This is a genomic window from Aquabacterium sp., assembly GCF_049274795.1.
Lineage (GTDB): Bacteria > Pseudomonadota > Gammaproteobacteria > Burkholderiales > Burkholderiaceae_C > Aquabacterium.
Map to the genome: position 1 here is coordinate 1 of NZ_JBASTH010000055.1, position 21,003 is coordinate 21,003.

Genomic DNA, 21,003 nt, shown 5'->3' on the forward strand with positions numbered 1-21,003 from the left:
CATCCGCAGGGCGCACGCCGTCCACCCCGGTGCTGCGCCAGGCCCTGGCGCGCTACGACGGCCCGCATTCACTCAGCGTGCGCTCGTCGGCCACCGGCCGCCACTACCGCTTCCCCGAGCAGGGCGCCACCCAGGTGATCGACGCAGCCGACATCGCCCTGATGCGCCGCATCGAGGACATCACCCTGCTGTGAGCTTCCTGCGGTGATCCCCGTGTGACCCGGCCACCACACCGGTCGCCCCATGCCGCTACAGTGTCGTCATGGACATCAACGTGGTTCGAGTACAACGCCAGAAGGACGTGCTGGCGGCCTTGCGGCACGTGCTGCCCGACCGCAGCCTGCTGTGGCACGACGAGGCCGTCACCCCGTTCGAGTGCGATGGCCTGAGCGCCTACCGGCAGCGCCCCCTGGTGGTGGCCCTGCCCGAAACCCATGAACAGGTCGGTAGCGTGCTCAAGGCCTGCCATGCGCTGGGCGTGCCCGTGGTGGCGCGTGGTGCGGGCACGGGCCTCTCTGGCGGCGCCCTGCCCCATGCCGATGGCGTGACGCTGTCGCTGGCGCGACTGGACAAGGTCGTTCACATCGACCCGCTGGCGCGCACAGCCATCGTGCAGTGCGGCGTGCGCAACCTGGCCATCAGCGAAGCGGCCAGCCCTCATAAGCTCTACTACGCGCCGGATCCGAGCAGCCAGATCGCCTGCACCATCGGCGGCAACGTGGCCGAGAACGCTGGCGGCGTGCATTGCCTGAAATACGGCCTGACGGTGCACAACGTGCTGCGCGTGCGCGGCTTCACCGTCGAGGGCGAGCCCGTGGCCCTGGGCAGCGAGGCCATGGACGCGCCAGGCCTGGACCTGCTGGCCGCCTTCATTGGCAGCGAGGGGCTGCTGGGCGTGGTCACCGAGGTGACGGTGCGCCTGTTGCCCAAGCCGCAGATGGCGCGTTGCCTGCTGGCCAGCTTCGACGATGTGCGCAAGGCCGGTGATGCGGTGGCCGCCATCATCGGCGCCGGCCTGATCCCCGCCGGGCTGGAGATGATGGACGGCCCGATGACGCAGGCCGTAGAAGCCTTCGTCAAGGCGGGGTACGACCTGGAGGCCGCCGCCATCTTGCTGGTGGAAAGCGACGGCACACCGGAGGAAGTGGAAGAAGAGATCGCCCGCCTGCGCGAGGTGCTGATCCAGGCCGGCGCCACGCGCTGCGACCTGAGCCAGGACGAGGCCCAGCGCCTGCGCTTCTGGAGCGGCCGCAAGAACGCCTTTCCGGCCACGGGCCGCATCAGCGCGGATTACCTGTGCATGGATGCGTCGATCCCGCGCAAGGCGCTGGCCACCATGCTCGAAGCCATCGAAGCGATGCAGGCCTCGCACGGCTTGCGCTGCGTGAACGTGTTCCACGCGGGCGACGGCAATCTGCACCCGTTGATCCTGTTCGATGCGAACCAGACGGGGCAGCTGCAGCGCGCCGAAGCCTTCGGCAACGACATCCTACGCACGGCGGTGGACCTGGGCGGCACGATCACGGGCGAACACGGCGTGGGCATCGAAAAGCTCGACGCGATGTGTGTGCAGTTCAGCGACGACGAGCGCGAACAGATGCTGGCCTTCAAGGCTGCCTTCGACCCCAAGGGGCTGCTGAACCCGGGCAAGACGGTGCCGATGCTGGCGCGTTGCGGCGAGTTGCGTGGGGTGCGGCGCACGGCCACCCTGGACAAGGCGCTGGCGGATCTGCCGCGGTTCTGAGCCAGCGGTTCAAGCCTCGCGCCGTGCGCGGTAGAGCATGTCCAGCGTGATGTGCCGCACTTCCAGCTTGCTCTGCTCGATGTGGGCACGCAGCAGGCGCTGAGCCTCGTCGGTGCGGCGGCGGCTGATGGCGCGGATGATGCGCGCGTGCTCGTCATACGTCACCTGCACGCGCGCGAGCTTGGTGAAGTCCAGCCGGCGGATGATGCGGATGCGCTCGGTGATGTCATCGTGCACGCGGGCCATCTCTTCATTGCCGGTGGCGCGCACCAGGGCGCTGTGGAACTCTTCGTCCATGCGGTCGACCATGGCCCGCACCGGGTGGCGCTCGGCCTCGGCCACCAGCCAGGTGTCGGCCAGGGCCTTGAGCACGGGGCGCTCCTCGGCCTCGCACAGCTTGGCGATGGCATGGGTTTCGAGCAGCACGCGCAGGTCATACAGCTGATCGAAGACCTCGAAGTTGAGCGGCGCGACCTGCCAGCCGCTTTTCGGGAACACCAGCAGAAAGCCCTCGCGCTGCAGGCGCTGCAGGGCCTGACGCAGCGGTGTGCGGCTGACCTGCAGGCGATCGACCAGATCGCTCTCGCTGAAGCGGTCGCCCGGCAGCAGCACGAAATCGAAGATCATCTGCTTGATCTGGCCATAGGCCCGGTCGGCCAGCGAGGGCGCGCCGGTGGCCAGGCCGGAGAACGGTGCCGAGGGAGCGATGATCCTCATGCGGGCATCAAGATGGTGGCGGGTGAAGCGGGGTCATGAAGGCATGGGGATCATGCTCACATGGGCGGACACGATTTTCCACTGCGAACCCAGGCGAACCCAGGTCTGCGTCTGAAAGCCGTGCAAGGCGGTGTCGCTGCGCTTGAACTCGCACATCGCCACGGCCATGTCGGGGCCGAAGGCGGTGATGCGCACATCGTGCAGCGTGCGGGTGAAGTTGGGTGCGGGCACGCCCTTGCGGTAAGCCACCAGCGCTGCGTGGCCGAGCTGCTTGTCGGCGATGCCGTAGCGCGTGGTGGCGGCGCTGTCCCAGAAGAAATTGTTGAGCGCCTCGACGTCGTTGTCCATCAGGGCCGATTCGTAGTCCAGGAAGATGGCCGTGACTTCGCTGACGACCTCGGTGTGGTTGATGTCCTTGATGTCCATGTCAGGCCGCCTTGGGCTGGTTGTTCTTGAGGCGATCGGCCATGTAGGCGCGCCAGCCGCCGAAGTGGCTGATGTCGTCGGCGCCCTGCAGGGCGGCCGGCTCGCAGATGAAGCCCTTGACCCAACTGCCATCGGCCAGCTCGACCGAGCCCAGGCCCAGCGGAGGCGGGATCAGCGCGAGGAAGGAGCCGATGGTGGAGATGGGCAAGGCATAGACCTCCAGCGCGATGGCGTGGCCAGGATCGGCATCGGGCGCCACGCGGGCCAGGCCGGGCTTGGGCGGCACGGTGCCGGGCAGCGCGTGCAGCGTGTAGTGCGGCGAGGTGGTGGAGGCCTGCACCAAGCGCGCGCGGCGCTCGGTGAGCTGGGTGTGCAACGGCATGCCTTGCAGGTGCGCGCCGACCACGGCCAGCAGCAGCTCGGGCTCGGCGGCGGGCGTTTTCACGGGCGCCTGCAGATCAGCCTCGGTGGCAGTGGTGAGGTGATGGCCCAGCGGCAAGGCGGTGAGCAGGCGCTGCCAGCAGGCACCGACATCGGCCAGCGCAGCATCGCGGCCACCCGGGGCGATCAGGGTGATGCCGAAAGGCATGCCCGAGGGTAGCAGGCTGGCCGGCAGCGACAGCGCGGCCAGGCCCAGCAGGTTGACGAAGTTGGTGTAGATACCCAGTTGAGCGTTACGGCCGACCGGGTCGGCGGCCACGGCCTCGTGCGTGGGATGCGTGGGCGCGGTGGGCACCAGCAGCAGGTCGATGGTCTGCCAGACAGGCGCGGTCTGCGCGGCCAGCGTCTTCATGCGGTAGAGCGCATCGAAGGCATGGGCCGCATCGTGCTTGCGGGCCTGTTCTACGATGCCGCGGACCACGGGGTTCATGGCATCGGCCTGCTGTTCGATGAAGCCACGGATGGCGGCGTAGCGCTCGGCCACCCAGGGGCCTTCGTACAGCAGGCGGGCAATCGCCAGGAAGGGCGTCAGGTCCACCGGCACGAACTCGACGCGCCAGGGGCGACCTTCGGCATCCTTCAGGTCGGCCCACTCGGCCTTGGCCTGCTCGAAAGCGTGGGCATAAGCCTCGTCGCCGAAGAACTCGGGCGTGGTGGGCACGCCCACGCGCAGGGCCTGCTGGCTGGGCCAGCGCGGCGGCTGCAAGGTGAAGGTGTTGAACACGGGGGCGCCGGCCTCGGGGCCTTCCATCACGGCCAGCACGCGAGCCGCGTCCGTCGCGGTCAGCGCGAAGATGGACACGCAGTCGAGCGTGAGGCACGCCGGCAGCACGCCGGTAGTGGGCGCCAGGGCGGGCGTGGGCTTGAGGCCCACCAGGTTGTTGAAACCAGCGGGCACGCGGCCCGAACCAGCGGTGTCAGTGCCCAGCGCGAAGCAGACCTCGCCGCGCGCCACGGCCACGGCCGAGCCGGAGCTGGAGCCGCCGCTGACATGCTTGTCGCTGAAGGTGCTCGATGGCGCGCCGTAAGGCGAGCGGACGCCGACCAGGCCGGTGGCGAACTGGTCCAGGTTGGTCTTGCCGACGACGATGGCACCCGCGTCCACCAGGCGCTGCACCACGGTGGCCGAGCGCTCGGGCGCGAAGGCGAAGGCCGGGCAGGCGGCCGTGGTGGTCATGCCGGCCACATCGATGTTGTCCTTGACCGCGAAGGGGATGCCGAACAGCGGCAAGGTGTCGGGCGACTGGCCTTCGAGGCGCTTGAGTTGTTCGAGCAACTGCGCTTCGGTGGCGCGGCTGATGAAGGTGGGATCCGCCGGTGCGATGGCTTCGGGCTGGCCGGCCAGCGCGATGAAGGGGGCCAGCACTTCGGCCGGCGTGGTGCGGCCTTCACGGTAGGCGGCCAGCAGCGCCGCGATGGTGAACGGTGTGGCGGAGGACTTGGTGGCGTCGGCTTGGGAAGACATCGTCATCAGCGTCTGTGGTGTTGTGGGAAGCGTCGTCGGGGTCGCGCTGCGTCAATCGGCCAGGGATGCGATCAGCGCATCGGCCGGGGCCGTCCAGCCCACGATGGCGCCTTGCGCGCGGATCATGGCCAGCGTGGCTTCCTTGAAGGCGGGGAAGTAGCTCTCGGTGCCGTCCTCGACCAGCAGACAGTCGTAGCCGCGGTCGTTGGCCTCGCGCATGGTGGTCTGCACGCAGACCTCGGTGGTCACGCCCATCACGATCAGGTGCGTGATGCCGCGCGCGGTGATCTCATCCGTCAGGCCCGTGGCGTAGAAGGCGCCCTTGCCCGGCTTGTCGATGACGAGTTCGCCGTCGATGGGGGCCAGTTCGTCGATGATGGCGTTGCCGGGCTCGCCCGCGATCAGGATGCGGCCCATGGGGCCCTCATCGCCGATGCGCAAGGTGGGCGCGCCGCGCAGGCGCTTGGCGGGCGGGCAGTCGGACAGGTCGGCCGCGTGCGATTCACGCGTGTGCACGACGAAGCCGCCGACGGAACGCCAGGCTTCGAGCACACGGCGCACCGTGGGCACGATGGCCTGCAGCAGCGACACATCGTTGCCCAGCGTTTCGCCGAAGCCGCCGGGCTCGACGAAATCACGCTGCATGTCGATGATGACGAGTGCGGTCTTGCCGATGGCGAAGGGGTAGTCGAAGGGCTGCGCGACTACAGCGCGTGGCTTGAGCAGCGATTGGGTACTGACAATGTCGGCGAGTTCGGCGTTCATGCGGCGGCCTCGACAGGGGCACCGGGCATGGCCGGCGGGGTGGTGGCCGCAGGCACGCGGCGCGTGGGTTGATCGGGTGGCCCACCTTCGGACGCTTCATCGTGGTCATGGTGGTGACCACCGGCCATGTAGGCGCCCAGCACGCGGCGGTCGGCGCCCTTGGCCTGGCATTCGTGCACCAGGCGGCCTTCGCTCATCACCACGATGCGGTCGGCCAGCTTGAGCAGCTCGTCCAGGTCTTCGCTGACCAGCAGCACAGCGCCACCGGCATCGCGCACCTTGCGGATGCGGGCGTGGATCTCGGCCACGGCGGCGAAGTCCAGGCCGAACACGGGGTTGGACACCAGCAGCACATCGACTTGGCCTTCGAGTTCGCGGGCCAGCACGGCGCGCTGCACGTTGCCGCCGGAAAGCGACTTGATCGGCGCGTTCTCGCCCTGCGTCTTCACGCGGTACTCGGCGATCAGGCGGCGGGCACTTTCGCGCAGCACGCTGGGGCTCATCCAGCCCAGGCGCGACACGGGCGCCTGGTCGAAGCGGCGCAGGCCCATGTTGAGCGCCACGCTGAGCTCGCCCACGCAGGCATTGCGCAGCGGCTCTTCCGGCAAGCTGCGCACGTTCAGGCGCTGGTTCTGGGCGCGCTTGGCCAGGTAGCGTTCGGTGCCGATGTGCACCTCGCCGGCCTCGCGTTCGCGCTGGCCGACGAGCGATTCCATCAGCTCACGCTGACCGTTGCCGGAGACACCTGCGATGCCCAGGATCTCGCCACGGCGCACTTCCAGGCTCAGGTCATGCACAGCGCGTTCGCCGCGGTCACCGCCGACGCACAGTTTGTTCACGCGCAGCACGGCGGGGCCTGCGGGCACGTCATGTGCGGGCGTGGCTTCGGCATGCTCGGCACCGCTGTCGTCCAGCACCTCGGCCATCGCGGGGGATTCATGAGCCGCGGCTTGCGGCACCGTGTCGGCCTTGGCGGCACTGGCCTCGCCCACCATGGCGGCGGCCAGTTCGGCCGGCGTGGTGTCGGCCACGCGCACGCTGGTCATCAGCGCGCCACGGCGCAGCACGCTCACGTCGTCGGCCACGTCCATCACTTCACGGAACTTGTGCGTGATCATGATGATGGAGGTCTCGCCCGCATGCGCGCGATCACGCAGCAGGCCCAGCACCTCGTCGGCCTCCTGCGGGGTCAGCACCGAGGTGGGCTCGTCCAGGATCAGCAGGCGCGGCTTGAGGTAGAGCTGCTTGAGGATTTCGAGCTTCTGCTTCTCGCCAGCGGACAGGTCCATCGGGCGGGCATCCAGGTCGAGCTTGAAGGGCGTGGTCGCCATGAACTGCGTCAGCTCTTCACGCACCTGGTGCCAGGGCACGATGGCCGGCAGGGTGCCGCGCGCCAGCAGCAGGTTCTCCGCCACCGTCATGCCGGGCACCACGGTGAAGTGCTGGTAGACCATGCCGATGCCCAGGTTGCGCGCCACCACCGGCGAGGTGATGGCGTGCTCGCGGCCGTCGATCAGCACCGAGCCTTCCTCGGCCTGGTGGTAGCCCACCACGGCCTTGACCAGCGTGCTCTTGCCCGCGCCGTTCTCGCCCAGCAGCGCGTGCACGGTGCCAGGGCGCACGTCGATGGAGACGGCATCCAGCGCGGTGAAACTGCCGAAGCGCTTGGTGAGCTGGTAGGTGGACAGGGCCAGGGCGCCTGTTTTCGGGGGGACTGGATCGAGCGGGACGGTCATGCTGGGCTCCTTGTCAACGTGGTATCACAGACCGTCGAGCGCCTTGATCACGGCCTTGGAATCGGACACCGCGCCGAACACACCGCCCTGCATCTTGACCATCGAGAAGGCTTGCGCATGGTTGACCGGGTCGGTGGCGCCGGTGCAGTCGGTCAGCATCACGCACTCGAAGCCGCGGTCATTGGCCTCGCGCATGGTGGTGTGCACGCACACATCCGTGGTGATGCCGGTGAGGATCAGGTTGCGGATGCCCTTGGTGTTGAGGATCAGCTCCAGGTCCGTCGCGCAGAAAGAGCCCTTGCCCGGCTTGTCGATGATGGGTTCGCCATCGACGGGGTAGAGCTCGGGGATGATGTCCCAGCCCGGCTCGCCACGCACCAGGATGCGGCCGCACGGCCCCATGTCGCCGATGCCCACGCCATCGGTACCGATCTGGCGCGAGCGCCAGCGCTTGTTGGCCGGCAGGTCGCTCAGGTCGGGGCGGTGGCCTTCACGCGTGTGGATCACCAGCATGCCCACCTTACGGGCGGCGGCCAGCAGCGTCTTGATAGGCTCGATGGGCGCGCGGGTCAGCGACAGGTCGTAGCCCATCTTGTCGACGTAGCCGCCCACGCCGCAGAAGTCGGTCTGCATGTCGATGATGATCAGCGCCGTGTTCGAGGGCTGCAGATCGCCGTTGTAGGGCCAGGCGTAAGGCTGGGATTCGATGAAGGTGGTCATGCGGCCTCCTTGATGCCGTTGGCGTTGGTGCTGGCGTTGACCAGGGACGCCTGGGCAGGCGTGTCCATCAGGTTGGTCACGTTACCCTGGAAGGCACGCGTGGGCGATGCAAAGCCGCAGGACTGGCCGTCGGTGTGCTCGACCTTGGCTTCCCATGGCAGCTCGAAGCTGCCGTCCACCATGTCCTGCATGAAGGTGTAGGGGCAGTCCTGCGCGCCGCCCTTCACCGCCACGTAGCCGCGGTGGTAGAGCTGGTAGATGTTGTTCTCGACGCCCCAGTGCACTCGGGCCTCGCGGATCAGGTCGGCGCGGATCTCGGCGCACACGATCTCGTCGGGGCGGCCGCCGCCCTGCGCCATCACGGTGCCGTCGAAGCTGCACACCATGGCCTCTCCCATCGAATCGAAGGTGCCGTCGCTGCCGCACAGGCACACGCTGGCCGTGGCCATCAGGTTCTGGAAGGCGTTGGCCTGGTTGGTGATCTGCCAGGCGTGGCGGATGGGCGCTGTGTAGCCGGCCGTGCGGATCATCAGCTCGGCGCCCTTGTAGGCGCACTCGCGCGCCATCTCCGGGAACATGCCGTCGTGGCAGATGATCAGGCCGAGCTTGAGGCCCTTGGGGCCGTCAATCACGGGGATGCCCATGTTGCCGGGCTCCCAGGGCTCCACCGGCACCCAGGGGTGGAACTTGCGGTAGTACAGCTTGATCACGCCCTGGTCGTCGATGATCAGGCCCGTGTTGTACGGGTTGCCTTGCGGGTTCTTCTCCATGATGGAGAAGCAGCCCCAGATGCGGTGCTCGATGCAGGCCTCGCGGAAGGCCGCCACCTCGGGGCCGTCCAGGCTCACCATCAGTTCGTCGGCCGTGCTCATCGACAGGCCGTGCAGCGAGTATTCAGGGAACACTACCAGGTCCATGCCCGGGTAGCTGCGGCGGGCCTTGCCCACCATGGCCACGATGCGGTCCTTCTGGGATGCCAGTTGCGCGGGCGTGTCCACCACGGGCAACTGCAACTGCACCATGCCGACCACCACGCCGTTCGGGGTCTTGTTCAATCCACTCAAGCCGCTCATCGCGTGCTCCTTTTCGTCATGTGTCGCTCAAGCCAACAGGCCGCTGCACGCCCTGGCCATCGATCAGCGCGACACGTTCAGTTCCATCGGCGCGCCCTGCAGCGAGCGCTTGGGGCTGCAGGTCCAGATCAGGATCAGCAGCGTCAGCGCATAGGGCACCGCGTTGAAGAGGTGGTAGCCGGCGCTGATGCCCACCGACTGCAAAGCCGGGCCCAGGGCACCCGCGCCACCGAAGAGCAAGGCCGCGCCCAGGCAGGCCACCGGCCGCCACCGCGCGAAGATCACCAGCGCCACGGCGATCAGGCCCTGCCCGCTGGACAGGCCCTCGTTCCAGCTGCCTGGGTAGTACAGCGACAGCGACGCACCGCCCATGCCCGCGATGAAGCCGCCCACCGTGGTGGCCAGCACGCGCACCGTGTTGACCGAGTAGCCCAGCGCACGCGCCGCATCGCTGCTGTCGCCGGCCATGCGCACGATCAAACCCCAGCGCGTGTTGGCGAAGGCCCAGGCCATCAGCACGGCCAACAGCACACCGATCGGGAACAGCGCGTTGATGCGCAGCGCTGCCTGCACCTGCGCCGAATCGCTCCACATGCCCAGATCGATGGACGGGATCTGCGGCGCCTGCGGCTGGATCAGCGGCTTGCCCAGGTAGAAGGCCAGGCCCGTGCCCAGCAGCATCAGCGCGATGCCGGTGGCGATGTCGTTCACACGCGGCAACAAACACAGCAGCCCGTGCAGCATGGCCAGCATCGCACCGACCACGCCGGCCAGCAGCACGCCCAACCACACATTGCCCGTGAGGTAGCTGCCGCCGAAGCCCGCCATGGCCGACAGCACCAGCACACCCTCGAGCCCCAGGTTGATGCGACCGGATTTTTCGGTCAGGCACTCGCCCAGGCTCACGAACAGGAAGGGCGTGCCCACACGGATCGCGCCACCCAGCACCGCCAGGGCCACATCGCCCCACATGTCGAAGCTCATTTACGCGGCCTCCTGCTGGGCCACCACGGGGGCGGCGTTGTTGACGGTCGGGGAAGAAGGCGTGGGCGATGCACTCGGCGGCGTGGTGGCCGCAGGCGCTGGCGAACGGCCACGCCACAGCTCGCCAATACGACCACGCAAGGCCTCGCTGGCCAGGATCAGCACGAAGGCAAAGCCCTGCAGCACCAGCACGGAGGCATCAGGCAGATCAAGCCGGCGCTGCAGCAGACTGCCCGCCGCACCGAAGCCACCGAACAGGATCGCCACCGGGATCACCGCGAACGGGTTGTGCCGCGCCACGAAGGACACCAGGATGCCCGTGTAGCCCAGGCCCGCCATCAGCGAGGCGTTGGCGTTGGTGTGCACCGCCGCCACCTCGATGGCACCGGCCAGGCCGGCACTGCCGCCGCCCACGGCGCAGGCCGTGATCACCAGGGCCGGCACGGGCAGGCCCACCAACCGTGCAGCGCGGGCATTGCCGCCCACCACGCGGGTCGAGAATCCATGCGTGCTGCCATAGAGCCACACGCCCGCCAGCACACATGCCAGCACGCCCCACACCAGGCCCCAATGCACCTCGTAGCCGGGGATCAGGCCCAGCAGATTGCTCTCGGGCAGAGGCAGGGTGGAGGGTTTGTTCAGGCTGGCCGGATCCCGCATGGGCCCTTCCACGAAGTGCTTGAACAGGCCGATGGCCAGATAGCCCATCAGCAGCGAGCTGATGGTCTCGTTCACGCCGCGGTACTGCCGCAGCACGCCCACCAGGGCGATCCACGCCGCGCCGCACAGGGCGCCCGCGGCCAGCACCATCACGGTGCCGGCCACACCCTGCGGCGGCGCGAACAAATAAGGCAGCCCCGCGCAGCCCAGGCCGCCCAGCACCAACGCGCCCTCGCCGCCGATCACCATCAGGCCCGCGCGCTGAGGGATGGCCACGCACAGCGCGGTCAGCATCAGCGGCGCGGCGCGCTGCAGGGTGTTCTGCCACGAGAAGGCATCGCCGAACGCCCCCTTGAACAGCAGCACCCAGGTCTCCACCGGCGAGGTGCCGCCCAGCCACACGAAGAAGCCGAACAGCAGCACCGCGCCGGCCAGCGCCAGCAGGGGTAAGCCGATGGACTCCAAGGCCGGGCCCCAGGCCGACGGCCCTTTAGGCCCGGCAGCGGGCGGTGTGGTTGCGGTGCTCATGGCGAGGCAGCCTTTCGATCTGGGGTGCGATCAAGCGGGGGGCTTGCAAGGATCAGACCTTGCCGATGACGCCTTCGACCAGGTAGTTCATGCCTTCCAGCACCGGATCGATCTGCTTGACGGTGGTGCCCTTGGGGATCACGACCTTGCCGGTGTTGTCCTTGAGCTCGCCCGTGAAGATCTCGAACTCGTCCTTGAGCATCTTGGCCTTGATGGCATCAGCGGCCTTGCGCGCGCCTTCGGGCACCATCGGGCCGTAGGCCGAGGTCTTCACGAAGCCCTCCTTCAGGCCGCCACGCAGGAAGTTGGGATGCGGCTTGCCGGTGCGCGCGGCCTCGACGATCTGCTTGTAGGGCGTGATCCAGTTCCACTCGGCGCCGGTGAGGTAGGCGTTGGGCGCGAGCTTGGCCTGGCTGGCGTGGTAGCCGCAGACGAACTTGCCGCGCTTGGCGGCCGTCTCCACCACCACCTTGGGGCCGTCCACGTGCATGGTGAACACGTCCACGCCCTGGTCGGCCAGGCTGTTGGTGGCCTCGGCTTCTTTCACCGGCATGGACCAGTCACCCGTGAAGATCACCGAGCAGGTGATCTCGGGGTGCACCGACTTGGCGCCCAGCGTGAAGGCGTTGATGTTGCGCAGCACCTGCGGAATGGGCTTGGCCGCCACGAAGCCGATCTTCTTCGACTTGGTCATGTGGCCGGCGATCACGCCGTTGAGGTACTGGCACTCGTCGATGTAGCCGAAGAAGCTGGCCACGTTCTTCGGGTGCTTGGCCGCGTCCCAAAGGCCGCCGCAGTGGGCGAAGCGCACGTCGGGGTTCTTTTTGGCGACTTCAAGGATGTGCGGGCTGAAGTAGCCGAACGAGGTCGGGAACAGCAAGGTGGCGCCGTCCTGCGAGATCATGCCCTGCATGGTCTTCTGCACGGCCTGGGTCTCGGGCACGTTCTCTTCCGACACCATCTTGATGCCGGCCATCTTGCGGATCTCGGAGGCCGCCTCGAAGTGCGATTGGTTGTAGCCGAAATCGTCCTTGGGGCCGACATAGATCATGCCGATGGTGAGCGGCTTCTGCGCACGCGCCAGCAGCGGCAGGCCGCCCAGCGAGGCCATGGCACCCGCGGCACCCAAGTTCTTGATCCACGACCGACGATTCCAGTGATCCATTGACATGCTTGCTCCTTGCACCAAGGGGGTGCGACCAGTGATGTACACACTGGTATACAAGCATGACCCGTGCCAACGGACGACATCTCCACCCAAGGTCGAGGCGTCCGGAATCACCGGGCCGCCCCGGCGCGCCACCGTGAGCCGGCAGACGACACCAGCCCCTTCACTCGTGGGGGGAGCGCTGCAATCCCTGCCAAATCCCCCACACCCGCTCGGAAATCCTCCCCACAAGCGCTCAACGCTAAGGTATAAATGCGGCCAATTCGAACACCCGTTTGAAAACGAACGAGCGTTCGAAACCGAACCGATCCCTGCCGGCGGGCTGCCGGATGCGTTTTCACATGATGGTGGAGCCTGGCTGGCCCCACCCGCTGACCCGAGGTGACATATGCCGCAGTACAAGGCCCCTTTGCGTGACGTCAAGTTCCTGCTGAACGAGGTGTTCGACTACCCCGCGCACTACGCCAGCCTGTCCAACGGCGGCGAGGCCACGCCCGACATGGTGGACGCCATCCTGGAAGGCTGCGCCACGTTCTGCGAAGAGATCCTGTCGCCCATCAACCATTCCGGTGACCTGGAAGGCTGCCACTTCGAGAACGGCAACGTGACCACGCCCAAGGGCTTCAAGGAAGCCTATGCCGAGTACGTGGCCGGTGGCTGGCAAGGCCTGTCGCACCCCACCGAATACGGCGGCCAGGGCCTGCCCATGTCGCTCAACCTGATGAAGTCGGAAATGATGGGCACGGCCAACTGGTCGTTCACCATGTACCCCGGCCTGAGCCTGGGCTGCATGAACACCGTCATGCAGTACGGCAACGACACCCAGAAGAACACCTACCTGCCCAAGCTGGTCTCCGGCGAGTGGACAGGCACCATGTGCCTGACCGAGCCCCAGTGCGGCACCGACCTGGGCCAGGTCAAGACCAAGGCCGAGCCCGTGGGCGACGGCAGCTACAAGATCACCGGCACCAAGATCTTCATCTCCGCCGGCGAGCACGACCTGTCCGAGAACATCATCCACATCGTGCTGGCCCGCCTGCCCGATGCACCCAAAGGCACGCGCGGCATCTCGCTGTTCATCGTGCCGAAGTTCATGGTCAACGCCGACGGCTCGGCCGGTACGCGCAACCCCGTGGTCTGCGGCTCGATCGAGCACAAGATGGGCATCCGCGCCTCGGCCACCGCCGTGTTGAACTTCGACGAAGCCATCGGCTACCTGATTGCCGAGCCCAACAAGGGCCTGGAAGCGATGTTCACCTTCATGAACACGGCCCGCATCGGCACCGCCGTACAGGGCGTGGCCCATGCTGAGCTGTCCTACCAAGGCGCCCTGCCCTACGCCAAGGAGCGCCGCTCCATGCGCGCCCTGTCGGGCAAGAAGGACGCGGACCAAGTGGCCGACGCGCTGATCTGGCACGCCGACGTGCGCCGCATGCTGCTAACGCAAAAGGCCGTGGCCGAAGGCGGCCGCTCGATGATCTACCACGCTGCCAAGCTGGCCGACAACATGGTCAACGGCATCCTGGAAGGCAACCAGGCCAAGTACGAGGACTACGACAACCAGTTGGGCTTCTACACCCCGATCCTGAAGGGCTTCCTGACGGAAATGGGCCTGGAGTCGGCCAACCTGGGCATGCAGGTCTTCGGCGGCCACGGCTACATCAAAGAGCACGGCATGGAGCAGATCGCCCGTGACGCGCGCATCTCCACGCTGTACGAAGGCACGACCGGCATCCAGGCGCTGGACCTGCTGGGCCGCAAGGTGCTGCTGCAGACGCGCGGCAAGTGCATCAAGGAGTTCACCAACGAGATCATCGGCTTCGCCAAGGCGCATGCCTTCAGCGGCGGCCCGCTGGGCTCGATGGCCCGTGCACTGATCCGCCGCTCGCTGCGATGGAAGTGGTCGACACTGCGCATCATGCTGCGCGCCGCCAAGGACCGCGACACCGTCAGCAGTTCCAGCTACGACTTCCTGATGTTCTCGGGCTTCGTGATGCTGGGCTACTTCTGGCTGCAGCAGGCTGTGGTCGCTTCCGAGAAGTTGGCCAAGGGCGGCAAGGAAACGCCGGAGTTCTACAAGTCCAAGGTGCAGACGGCCGAGTTTTACTTCGAGCGCATGCTTCCCCGCGCCGATGGCCACCGCAAGGCGATGCTGGCCACCAGCGCCTCGACGATGGCGATGGACAACGAGCATTTCGTGATGGGGTGATCACGGCGCGCTGCCGGCGGGCTTGCACCGACCGGCAGCAGGAAGCAATAGGGCTTCCCACGGGAAGCCCTTCTTCATTGGCAACGCCAGTAGATGCCAGTCAATGGCGCATCAAGCCGCCCAGTGCTGCTTCATGAAATCAGCCTGGCGCTGCAAGGCCTGATCCGAGCTCGGCAACAGCCCCGCATGCGACTGGAACACGTGCCAGCGCTTGAGGTAGATCTCCAACTCGGCATGGCGCCCCGCGCGCGTGGCCGCCTCGACGATCCACTTCGAATCATCGAACAACACCTCGTCCTCGCCCACCTGGATCAGCGACGGAGGCATCTCCGACAGGTCCACCGCCTTGGGCGTGCCCAGCGGGTGATCATGAGGCGCGTTGTACCAGCCCGTCACCTGATGGCCCCAGGCCGGACGGATCATCGGATCACGGTGCACGCGCGTGCGGGCGCTCTCCAGCGACGCCAGATCCGTGCTCACCACCGGCGACATCATCACCAGCACACCCGGTTGCGGCAGCCCCTGCAGGCGCAACGCAGCCGACAGGATGTAGGTCAGGTTGCCACCGGCCGAATCACCGGCAATGGCGATGCGGCCAGGCTCGAAGCCATCGGCCAGCAACTGCTTGTAGGCCACCACGCCATCGTCGATCTGTGCCGGGAACTGGTGCTCGGGCGTGCGGCGGTAGTGCGGCACCAGCACCAGCGCGCCGGTCAATGCGGCCAGCCGGGTGGTGATGCTGCGGTGCGTGCGCGGGCTGCCCACGCAGAAGGCGCCACCGTGCATGTACAGGATGGCATGGCGCGGCTGCGGCACCAGCTTGGAAGTGACACGCTCGATCTCCATCGCGCCGATGCGGCCCTTGCTCACGCGGGCACGGCGGTCCTGCGGCATCGCCACAGAGCCCGCATGCAAGGCCACGCGCTGCGTGCCCACACGCCAGGGCGGGCCCAGGAAGGGCTTGAGGCCGGCCACCAGCGCACCGCGCAACAGCGGGCCCATGACACGCTCCTTAGCGCTCTTGGGCGGCAGGTACTGGCGGATGATCGGCGTCTTGGTCTCGGTCACAGGCGTGTTCTTCACGGCATACAGCGCGGCTGACATGGCATCACCCCATCATCTTCTTGAAGAAGTAGGTCACAAAGGGTTGGTAACCCGCACCCACCAGGCGCACGAACTTGTCCAGGAACACGGCGTCGGGCCCGATCAGCAGGCGGCGCTGGTTCTTCTCGACGGCGCGGATCATCTTGCGCGCGGCGCTGTTGGCCGTGGTGGTGTTGAGCAGCTTGTCAAACTTCTGGCGGGCGCGCTCGGCCGCAGCGGCATCGACGGCCACGGAGGCATCGAGCTTGGCCGCACGGGCGATGTTGGTGCGGATGCCACCCGGGTGCACGCAGGTGGCGCTCACGCCGCAGTTCTCGACATCGAGCTCCTGGCGCAGCGATTCGGTGAAGCCGCGCACCGCGAACTTGCTGGCGTTGTAGGTGCCCTGCGTGGGCTGCGACATCAGGCCGAACAGGCTGGAGGTGTTGACCACGTGGCCGTCACCCGACTTCTTGAGGTGCGGCAGGAAGGCCTGCGTGCCCCACACCACGCCCCAGAAGTTGATGCCCATGATCCATTCGAAATCCTCGGGCTTGACCTTGTCGAGCGTGGCGCCCAGGGCCACGCCGGCGTTGTTGAACACCAGGTTGACCTGGCCGAACTCGGTGGCGACCTGGTTGGCCCAGGCGTTCACGGCCTCGCGGTTGGACACGTCCAGCTTGAGGGTGGACACCTTCACGCCATGCTTGCGGGCCAGCGCGGCGGTTTCCGCCAGGCCGGCCTCGTTCACGTCGGACAACGCCACGTGGCAGCCACGCTGCGCCAGCTCGACGGCCAGCTCACGCCCCATGCCCGATGCGGCACCGGTGATGGCCGCGACCTTGTTCTTGAAGTTCTTCATGCTGCTTGTCTCCGGCAGGCATCACGGCCTGCATCCTCATCCATCAATCCGTTCTCAACTGTCCGATCCCCAAACATGTGCGGCCCAAGGGACCACCCAGGTGAAGGTACTTTCGCTCAAGCGGGCGTTCACCACATTGGCGTTGTTCACAATGTGGGGCAATATGGTGCTCCGACCGGGGCAGCGCGTGAGCCCCAGCCCTCATCAGTCCGGTCGCCTGTCTGCGCAGGGATGACAAAATCACCCACGCTCCACCAAGGCGCCCGACGGATGCCCAGGCCATCAGCCGCTGCATCCGCGATCAGGACATCGATTCGCTCACCCATGCACGCCACTCCAGACTCATTCCTCGCACCCGGCCACGGCCATTGTGACAACAGCGAGTTTCAAAACTGTATTTGACAATGGAGATTTCCAAAAACAGGGTTAACCCCAGCAATACACCTGAATCAGGGGCGGCGCCAACCCGAGGCCGTCGCTATGGCGGGGTCGACAAGGACGAGCGTCAGCGCCAGCGGCGTGACCGGCTGGTCGCGGCCGCGCTGGCGGTGTTCGGCGAGCAGGGCTACCACGAGTCCACCGTGCGGGATGTGTGCCGCCACGCGGAACTCACCTCGCGCTACTTCTATGAATCCTTCGAGAGCATGGAAGCGCTGTTCGAGGCGGTGTACGTGAGCGTGAGCAGCGAACTGCTGGCCCAGACCATGGCCGTGCTGCAACGCACGCCGCTGCAGCCCGATCAACTGGCCGAAGCCGCGCTGCGCACCTTCCTGGAGTTCATCCGCGAGGATCCCCGCCGTGCGCGGGTCATGCTGATCGACGCCTTCACCGTGGGGCCGGGCATCCAGCGCATCAGCGCCGCCTCCAGCAGCGATTTCGCCTCGGTGATCAGCAGCTTCATCGAGATGCTGTTTCCGGATCTGCACAAGGTGGGCCTGAACCCGGTGCTGATCGGCAACGGCCTGGTGGGCTCGAACGTGCGGCTGGCCACCATGTGGGTAGAAGAGAAGTGCGCCACCCCGCTGGAAGACATGCTGCGCAACATGCTGGCCATCTTCACGGCCTCGACCGAGCACGCCCGCCGGCTGATGGCGCAACTGCCGCCCGACACGGCATCTCCGTCGGCCGCCGCCTAGGCCGTACGTCCGGCCGGGTGGAATTTGTCGCGCGCGGTTCCCTTTCTGTCATCGAGAGCCCTGGTCAAGTCGCCTTCGGCCCCCTAGATTGGTGGCCATGCCGGCCCGCATCAGGGCCTGTTCAGGAAGCGACCCGTGCTGCAGACCTCTCCCGCCCTTCTCGCCAGAACGCCCGCGGCACTGCCGCGCGCCACGGTCGATACCCTGCCCTTCGTGGGCACGACCACCTGGGTGAAGGCCGCGATGCACTGCCGCTTCAACATCGCGCCGCTGTTCAAGGCCGCCGGGCTGGACACCGCCGGCCCCGCGCCCCAGATCCGCACCGAGGCCCTGGTGGGCCTGATGCGCGACTGCGTGGCCGCCGCGGCCCCCACGATGCACTTCCCGCTGGTGGTGGGCGAGCTGTTCGCCTTCGACCGCCTGCCCGAACTGGACACCTTCGTCGCCACCAGCCCCACCCTGCGCCATGCCCTGCCCGCGCTGGACTGGGTACGCCTGCTGGTGCCCACCCTGCACCTGCACATCGAGGAAGACGGCGCACAGACCGCGCTGATCGTCGAGGTGAGCCTGCCCACGGACGACGAGTTGCTCAAGGGCTACTTCGTGGAGTGCGTGTTCGCCACCATCAACCGCATCTCGCGCCTGGCGCTGGGTGATGCGGCCCAGGCCGACGGCGTCTACCTGCGCCACGACCCAGGCGCGGCGCTTGCGGCCTGCGAGCGGCAGTTCAGGGTGCCGGTGCTGGTCAGGCAGCCACGCAACGCGCTGATCTTCCCGACGCGCCTGCTGGACATGCCCCTGCCCGGCGCCATGCCCGGCCTGCACGAGCAGGCGCAAAGCGTCATCGCGCAGCAGTTGCCCGCCTCGAACAGCGAGAGCCTGGTCGGCGCCATCGAGCATGCGCTGATGACCACGCCCGCCCTGCTGGGCCAGGGCATCGAGCGCATGGCCGAGCGCTTCAAGCTGCACCCGCGCACCTTGCAGCGCCGCCTGCGCGACGAGGGCCAGGTCTTCGCCGACATCCAGTCACGCTGCCGCTTCCAGCTGGCCGTGAACGCGCTCAAGGCCGAAGCCACCGACATCGAGACCCTGAGCGAACGCCTGGGCTTTGCCGACCGGCACAGCTTCACGCGCGCATTCAAGCGCTGGACGGGGCTCACGCCCAGCGAGTTCCGCCAGCGCGAACACGGCACCGCGCGCTGAGGGCTGGCGTCCGCCGCTGACCTGTCGGCGATGGCCCCCTGTCTGTCACGCCAGGATCTGGACCCACCAGCAGGGCCTTGCCTACAGTGCCAGCATGTTGAACAACAGGCGGCCAACCCGACATGGGCCTATGCATGCCGCACGAGGAGAACACCATGAGCCAACACAGCGATCACGCCCCCATCGTGCCCCGTGAGAACCTGGACTTCGGCCTGGACGGCGACATCCCCAAGTACTGGATGGGCGGCGATCCGTTCAAGACGCGCTTCTTCGACGCGATGTCCACGCTGTTCCCGCAGGGCGAGAAGTTCTTCATCACCAGCGTGCGCGAGTACCGCGACCAGATCACCGCCCCCAAGCTGCTGCAGGAGGTCAAGGACTTCACGCGGCAGGAGGCGCAGCACAGCATGGTGCACCGCCACTACAACGACCGGCTCAAGCGCCAGGGCATCGACATCGACGCCATCGAGGCCGAGCTGCAGCAGCGCTTCTTCGTCGATGCGCCCAAGGTGACGACGTCGCGCCAGCGCGTGGGCATCACCGCCGCGCTGGAGCACCTGACGGCCATGATGTGCACCTGCTTCTTCGAACGGCGCGAACTGCTGGACGCCAGCGACCCGCGCGTGCGCGCCATGTACGCCTGGCACGCCATCGAAGAGGTGGAGCACAAGGCCGTGGCCTTCGACGTGCTGACCAAGGTGGCCAAGGCGGGCTACCTGGCCCGTGTGCTGCCGATGCTGACGGTGACCTTCGGCTTCCCGTTGACGGTGGCCGGCATCCTGAACCACATGCTCAAGGTCGACGGCTTCAGCTTCCGCCAGCGCATGGGCCTGTGGGCGCGCGGCCTGTGGTGGTTCTACAAGCCGGGCGGGCTGTTCATCCCCACGTTGGGCTACTACTTCGCGTACTACAAGCCGGGCTTCCATCCCTGGAAGCTCGAAGAGATGCCCAGCTACGGCACGTGGCTGGACACCTTCACGCGCACGGGCGATGCCGTGGCAGCGGGCAACGCGCTGCACGCTGCGGGACAGTGAGCGAGCACGCCAGCGCCCGTCCCTGCCGCGCCGTCAACGCTCAGTGCTGATGCGCGTGAGGCTGCGCCTGGGGCTTGGCCTGCGGATGGGCATGCTGGTGCTTGCCCGCAGGCGGGCGCGGTAGGCCGACACATCCCACTGCAGCTCGGCATGGCCGGCCACGTTGCGCAGGCGCCCTCGCAAGCCCAGCTCCAGCGTGACGGCGCGCTGCGTCGCATTGAGCGTGGGGGTGGCGCCGCCGGCCAGTTCGCTGAAGCTGGGCGGCTCGGACGCAACGGCCCACGCGCCGCAGGGACGACATGGGGCATCAGGCCCTCAGGTGTGTTCGTTTCAGGCGATCAGGAGAGGCCCGCGCGACAGGGGCCCATGCCATTCGGCGTCGAGCCAGCCCGGGCGGTGCGCATCCACGGGGGATGCGGTGGCGCTGGGCCATGGCCGGCAGCGGCTCAATGTGCGGCACCAGAGCGTCGATGGGCCCGCTTGTGCAGCAGTCATGCCCCACGTGGGACATCTGGCCCTGCTCGTCGACGAAGCGCGCGCCCTCGGCGGTACAGACCTCGATGCCGGTGACCATGCCCACGGCCCGCCAGGTCGACCACCACGACTGGCCCAGCATCACCATGGCCAGACACGCCACCACCAGGGTGTGGCGCGCAAGGCGGCGCGGTAACAAAAGGCCAGACAAGGTCATGCGGCGCTTTCTAAGCTGAACCTGAACAGAAGCAAGCATGAGAAAAATGGCGTCAACGCGCCCTTCACACCGGCCGTTGAATCCACAAGCCCGGCCAACGGGCCGGCTCCAGGGGCCCCAGCGTTCGGGCCTCATCCCTGAAGGAAACCGCCATGTCCACCAAGACGATCATCGCTGCCTCGGCCCTCTCCGTGTTCGCTGCCGCCTCGTTCGCCGCCGTGCCGACGCCTGCCGACACCAAGGCACCGCCCGCCAAGCATGTGACCAAGCAGCATGCCAAGAAGCACGCCAAGACCGCGCACAAGAACGCCCATCAGCACAGCGCTGCAGGCACCTCCGTCGCCAAGTAAGCCTGGCG

General features: G+C 67.3%; 21 protein-coding genes. 7 read left to right on the forward strand and 14 right to left on the reverse strand.

Features of this window, described 5'->3' with window-relative positions:
* Positions 1-194, forward strand: a 194-nt coding sequence (locus WAQ08_RS08415) for a hypothetical protein (protein WP_422190876.1), incomplete at its 5' end; no start/stop codon positions are given.
* Between the two features lie 68 nt (positions 195-262).
* The gene (locus WAQ08_RS08420) at positions 263-1,744 is read left to right on the forward strand and encodes an FAD-linked oxidase C-terminal domain-containing protein (protein WP_422190878.1); all 1,482 of its coding nucleotides are present in this window, start codon (positions 263-265) and stop codon (positions 1,742-1,744) included.
* A gap of 9 nt (positions 1,745-1,753) precedes the next feature.
* On the opposite strand, the gene WAQ08_RS08425 is transcribed toward WAQ08_RS08420, so the two are convergent.
* The 10 genes from WAQ08_RS08425 to WAQ08_RS08470 form a co-directional block, all read right to left on the reverse strand.
* Complete coding sequence (locus WAQ08_RS08425) at positions 1,754-2,461, reverse strand: GntR family transcriptional regulator (protein WP_422190880.1); 708 nt, start codon at positions 2,459-2,461, stop codon at positions 1,754-1,756.
* Between the two features lie 33 nt (positions 2,462-2,494).
* Positions 2,495-2,887: an oxalurate catabolism protein HpxZ gene (gene hpxZ / locus WAQ08_RS08430; protein WP_422190882.1), complete on the reverse strand. Its 393-nt coding sequence runs from the start codon at positions 2,885-2,887 to the stop codon at positions 2,495-2,497.
* A 1-nt stretch (position 2,888) separates the two neighbouring features.
* Positions 2,889-4,793 carry an allophanate hydrolase gene (gene atzF / locus WAQ08_RS08435; RefSeq protein WP_422190884.1) on the reverse strand — a complete coding sequence of 635 codons (1,905 nt, stop codon included), beginning with the start codon at positions 4,791-4,793 and terminating at the stop codon, positions 2,889-2,891.
* Between the two features lie 51 nt (positions 4,794-4,844).
* On the reverse strand, positions 4,845-5,558 hold the full coding sequence (locus WAQ08_RS08440) for a cysteine hydrolase family protein (RefSeq protein ID WP_422190886.1): 714 nt from the start codon (positions 5,556-5,558) through the stop codon (positions 4,845-4,847).
* Positions 5,555-7,294 carry an ABC transporter ATP-binding protein gene (locus WAQ08_RS08445; RefSeq protein ID WP_422190889.1) on the reverse strand — a complete coding sequence of 580 codons (1,740 nt, stop codon included), beginning with the start codon at positions 7,292-7,294 and terminating at the stop codon, positions 5,555-5,557. Before WAQ08_RS08445 ends, WAQ08_RS08440 begins: the two co-directional genes overlap by 4 nt.
* Before the next feature lie 24 nt (positions 7,295-7,318).
* The gene (locus WAQ08_RS08450; protein WP_422190891.1) at positions 7,319-8,014 is read right to left on the reverse strand and encodes a cysteine hydrolase family protein; all 696 of its coding nucleotides are present in this window, start codon (positions 8,012-8,014) and stop codon (positions 7,319-7,321) included.
* Complete coding sequence (locus tag WAQ08_RS08455; protein WP_422190893.1) at positions 8,011-9,087, reverse strand: formamidase; 1,077 nt, start codon at positions 9,085-9,087, stop codon at positions 8,011-8,013. The genes WAQ08_RS08450 and WAQ08_RS08455 overlap by 4 nt, the downstream gene beginning before the upstream one ends.
* A 63-nt stretch (positions 9,088-9,150) precedes the next feature.
* Complete coding sequence (locus WAQ08_RS08460; protein ID WP_422190894.1) at positions 9,151-10,071, reverse strand: ABC transporter permease; 921 nt, start codon at positions 10,069-10,071, stop codon at positions 9,151-9,153.
* Positions 10,072-11,259 (reverse strand): ABC transporter permease, encoded by a 1,188-nt coding sequence (locus WAQ08_RS08465; RefSeq protein WP_422190896.1) that lies wholly within the window; start codon positions 11,257-11,259, stop codon positions 10,072-10,074.
* Positions 11,260-11,311: 52 nt separating this feature from the next.
* Entirely contained in the window at positions 11,312-12,430 is a 1,119-nt protein-coding gene (locus tag WAQ08_RS08470; RefSeq protein WP_422190898.1) for a BMP family ABC transporter substrate-binding protein, read from the reverse strand.
* Positions 12,431-12,815: 385 nt separating this feature from the next.
* On the opposite strand from WAQ08_RS08470, the gene WAQ08_RS08475 reads away from it, so the two are divergent.
* Positions 12,816-14,636: an acyl-CoA dehydrogenase C-terminal domain-containing protein gene (locus WAQ08_RS08475; protein ID WP_422190900.1), complete on the forward strand. Its 1,821-nt coding sequence runs from the start codon at positions 12,816-12,818 to the stop codon at positions 14,634-14,636.
* A gap of 111 nt (positions 14,637-14,747) precedes the next feature.
* On the opposite strand, the gene WAQ08_RS08480 is transcribed toward WAQ08_RS08475, so the two are convergent.
* Positions 14,748-15,740 carry an alpha/beta hydrolase gene (locus WAQ08_RS08480; protein WP_422190902.1) on the reverse strand — a complete coding sequence of 331 codons (993 nt, stop codon included), beginning with the start codon at positions 15,738-15,740 and terminating at the stop codon, positions 14,748-14,750.
* A 4-nt stretch (positions 15,741-15,744) separates the two neighbouring features.
* A complete protein-coding gene (locus tag WAQ08_RS08485; RefSeq protein ID WP_422190905.1) occupies positions 15,745-16,581 on the reverse strand; it encodes an SDR family NAD(P)-dependent oxidoreductase in 837 nt (278 codons plus the stop codon).
* Positions 16,582-16,985: 404 nt separating this feature from the next.
* On the opposite strand from WAQ08_RS08485, the gene WAQ08_RS08490 reads away from it, so the two are divergent.
* The 3 genes from WAQ08_RS08490 to WAQ08_RS08500 all read left to right on the forward strand — a co-directional run bounded on the left by WAQ08_RS08490 (position 16,986) and on the right by WAQ08_RS08500 (position 19,954).
* Positions 16,986-17,717, forward strand: a complete 732-nt coding sequence (locus WAQ08_RS08490; protein WP_422190907.1) for a TetR/AcrR family transcriptional regulator — start codon at positions 16,986-16,988, stop codon at positions 17,715-17,717.
* Between the two features lie 135 nt (positions 17,718-17,852).
* A complete protein-coding gene (locus WAQ08_RS08495; RefSeq protein ID WP_422190909.1) occupies positions 17,853-18,920 on the forward strand; it encodes a helix-turn-helix domain-containing protein in 1,068 nt (355 codons plus the stop codon).
* Positions 18,921-19,075: 155 nt separating this feature from the next.
* Positions 19,076-19,954 carry a metal-dependent hydrolase gene (locus tag WAQ08_RS08500; protein ID WP_422190911.1) on the forward strand — a complete coding sequence of 293 codons (879 nt, stop codon included), beginning with the start codon at positions 19,076-19,078 and terminating at the stop codon, positions 19,952-19,954.
* Positions 19,955-19,987: 33 nt separating this feature from the next.
* On the opposite strand, the gene WAQ08_RS08505 is transcribed toward WAQ08_RS08500, so the two are convergent.
* Both WAQ08_RS08505 and WAQ08_RS08510 read right to left on the reverse strand, forming a co-directional pair.
* Positions 19,988-20,137, reverse strand: a complete 150-nt coding sequence (locus WAQ08_RS08505) for a hypothetical protein (RefSeq protein ID WP_422190913.1) — start codon at positions 20,135-20,137, stop codon at positions 19,988-19,990.
* A 124-nt stretch (positions 20,138-20,261) separates the two neighbouring features.
* Entirely contained in the window at positions 20,262-20,645 is a 384-nt protein-coding gene (locus WAQ08_RS08510; RefSeq protein WP_422190915.1) for a hypothetical protein, read from the reverse strand.
* 152 nt (positions 20,646-20,797) lie between these two features.
* On the opposite strand from WAQ08_RS08510, the gene WAQ08_RS08515 reads away from it, so the two are divergent.
* Positions 20,798-20,995, forward strand: coding sequence for a hypothetical protein (locus WAQ08_RS08515; RefSeq protein WP_422190917.1), 198 nt, complete (start codon positions 20,798-20,800; stop codon positions 20,993-20,995).
* The last annotated feature ends 8 nt before the right edge of the window (positions 20,996-21,003 follow it).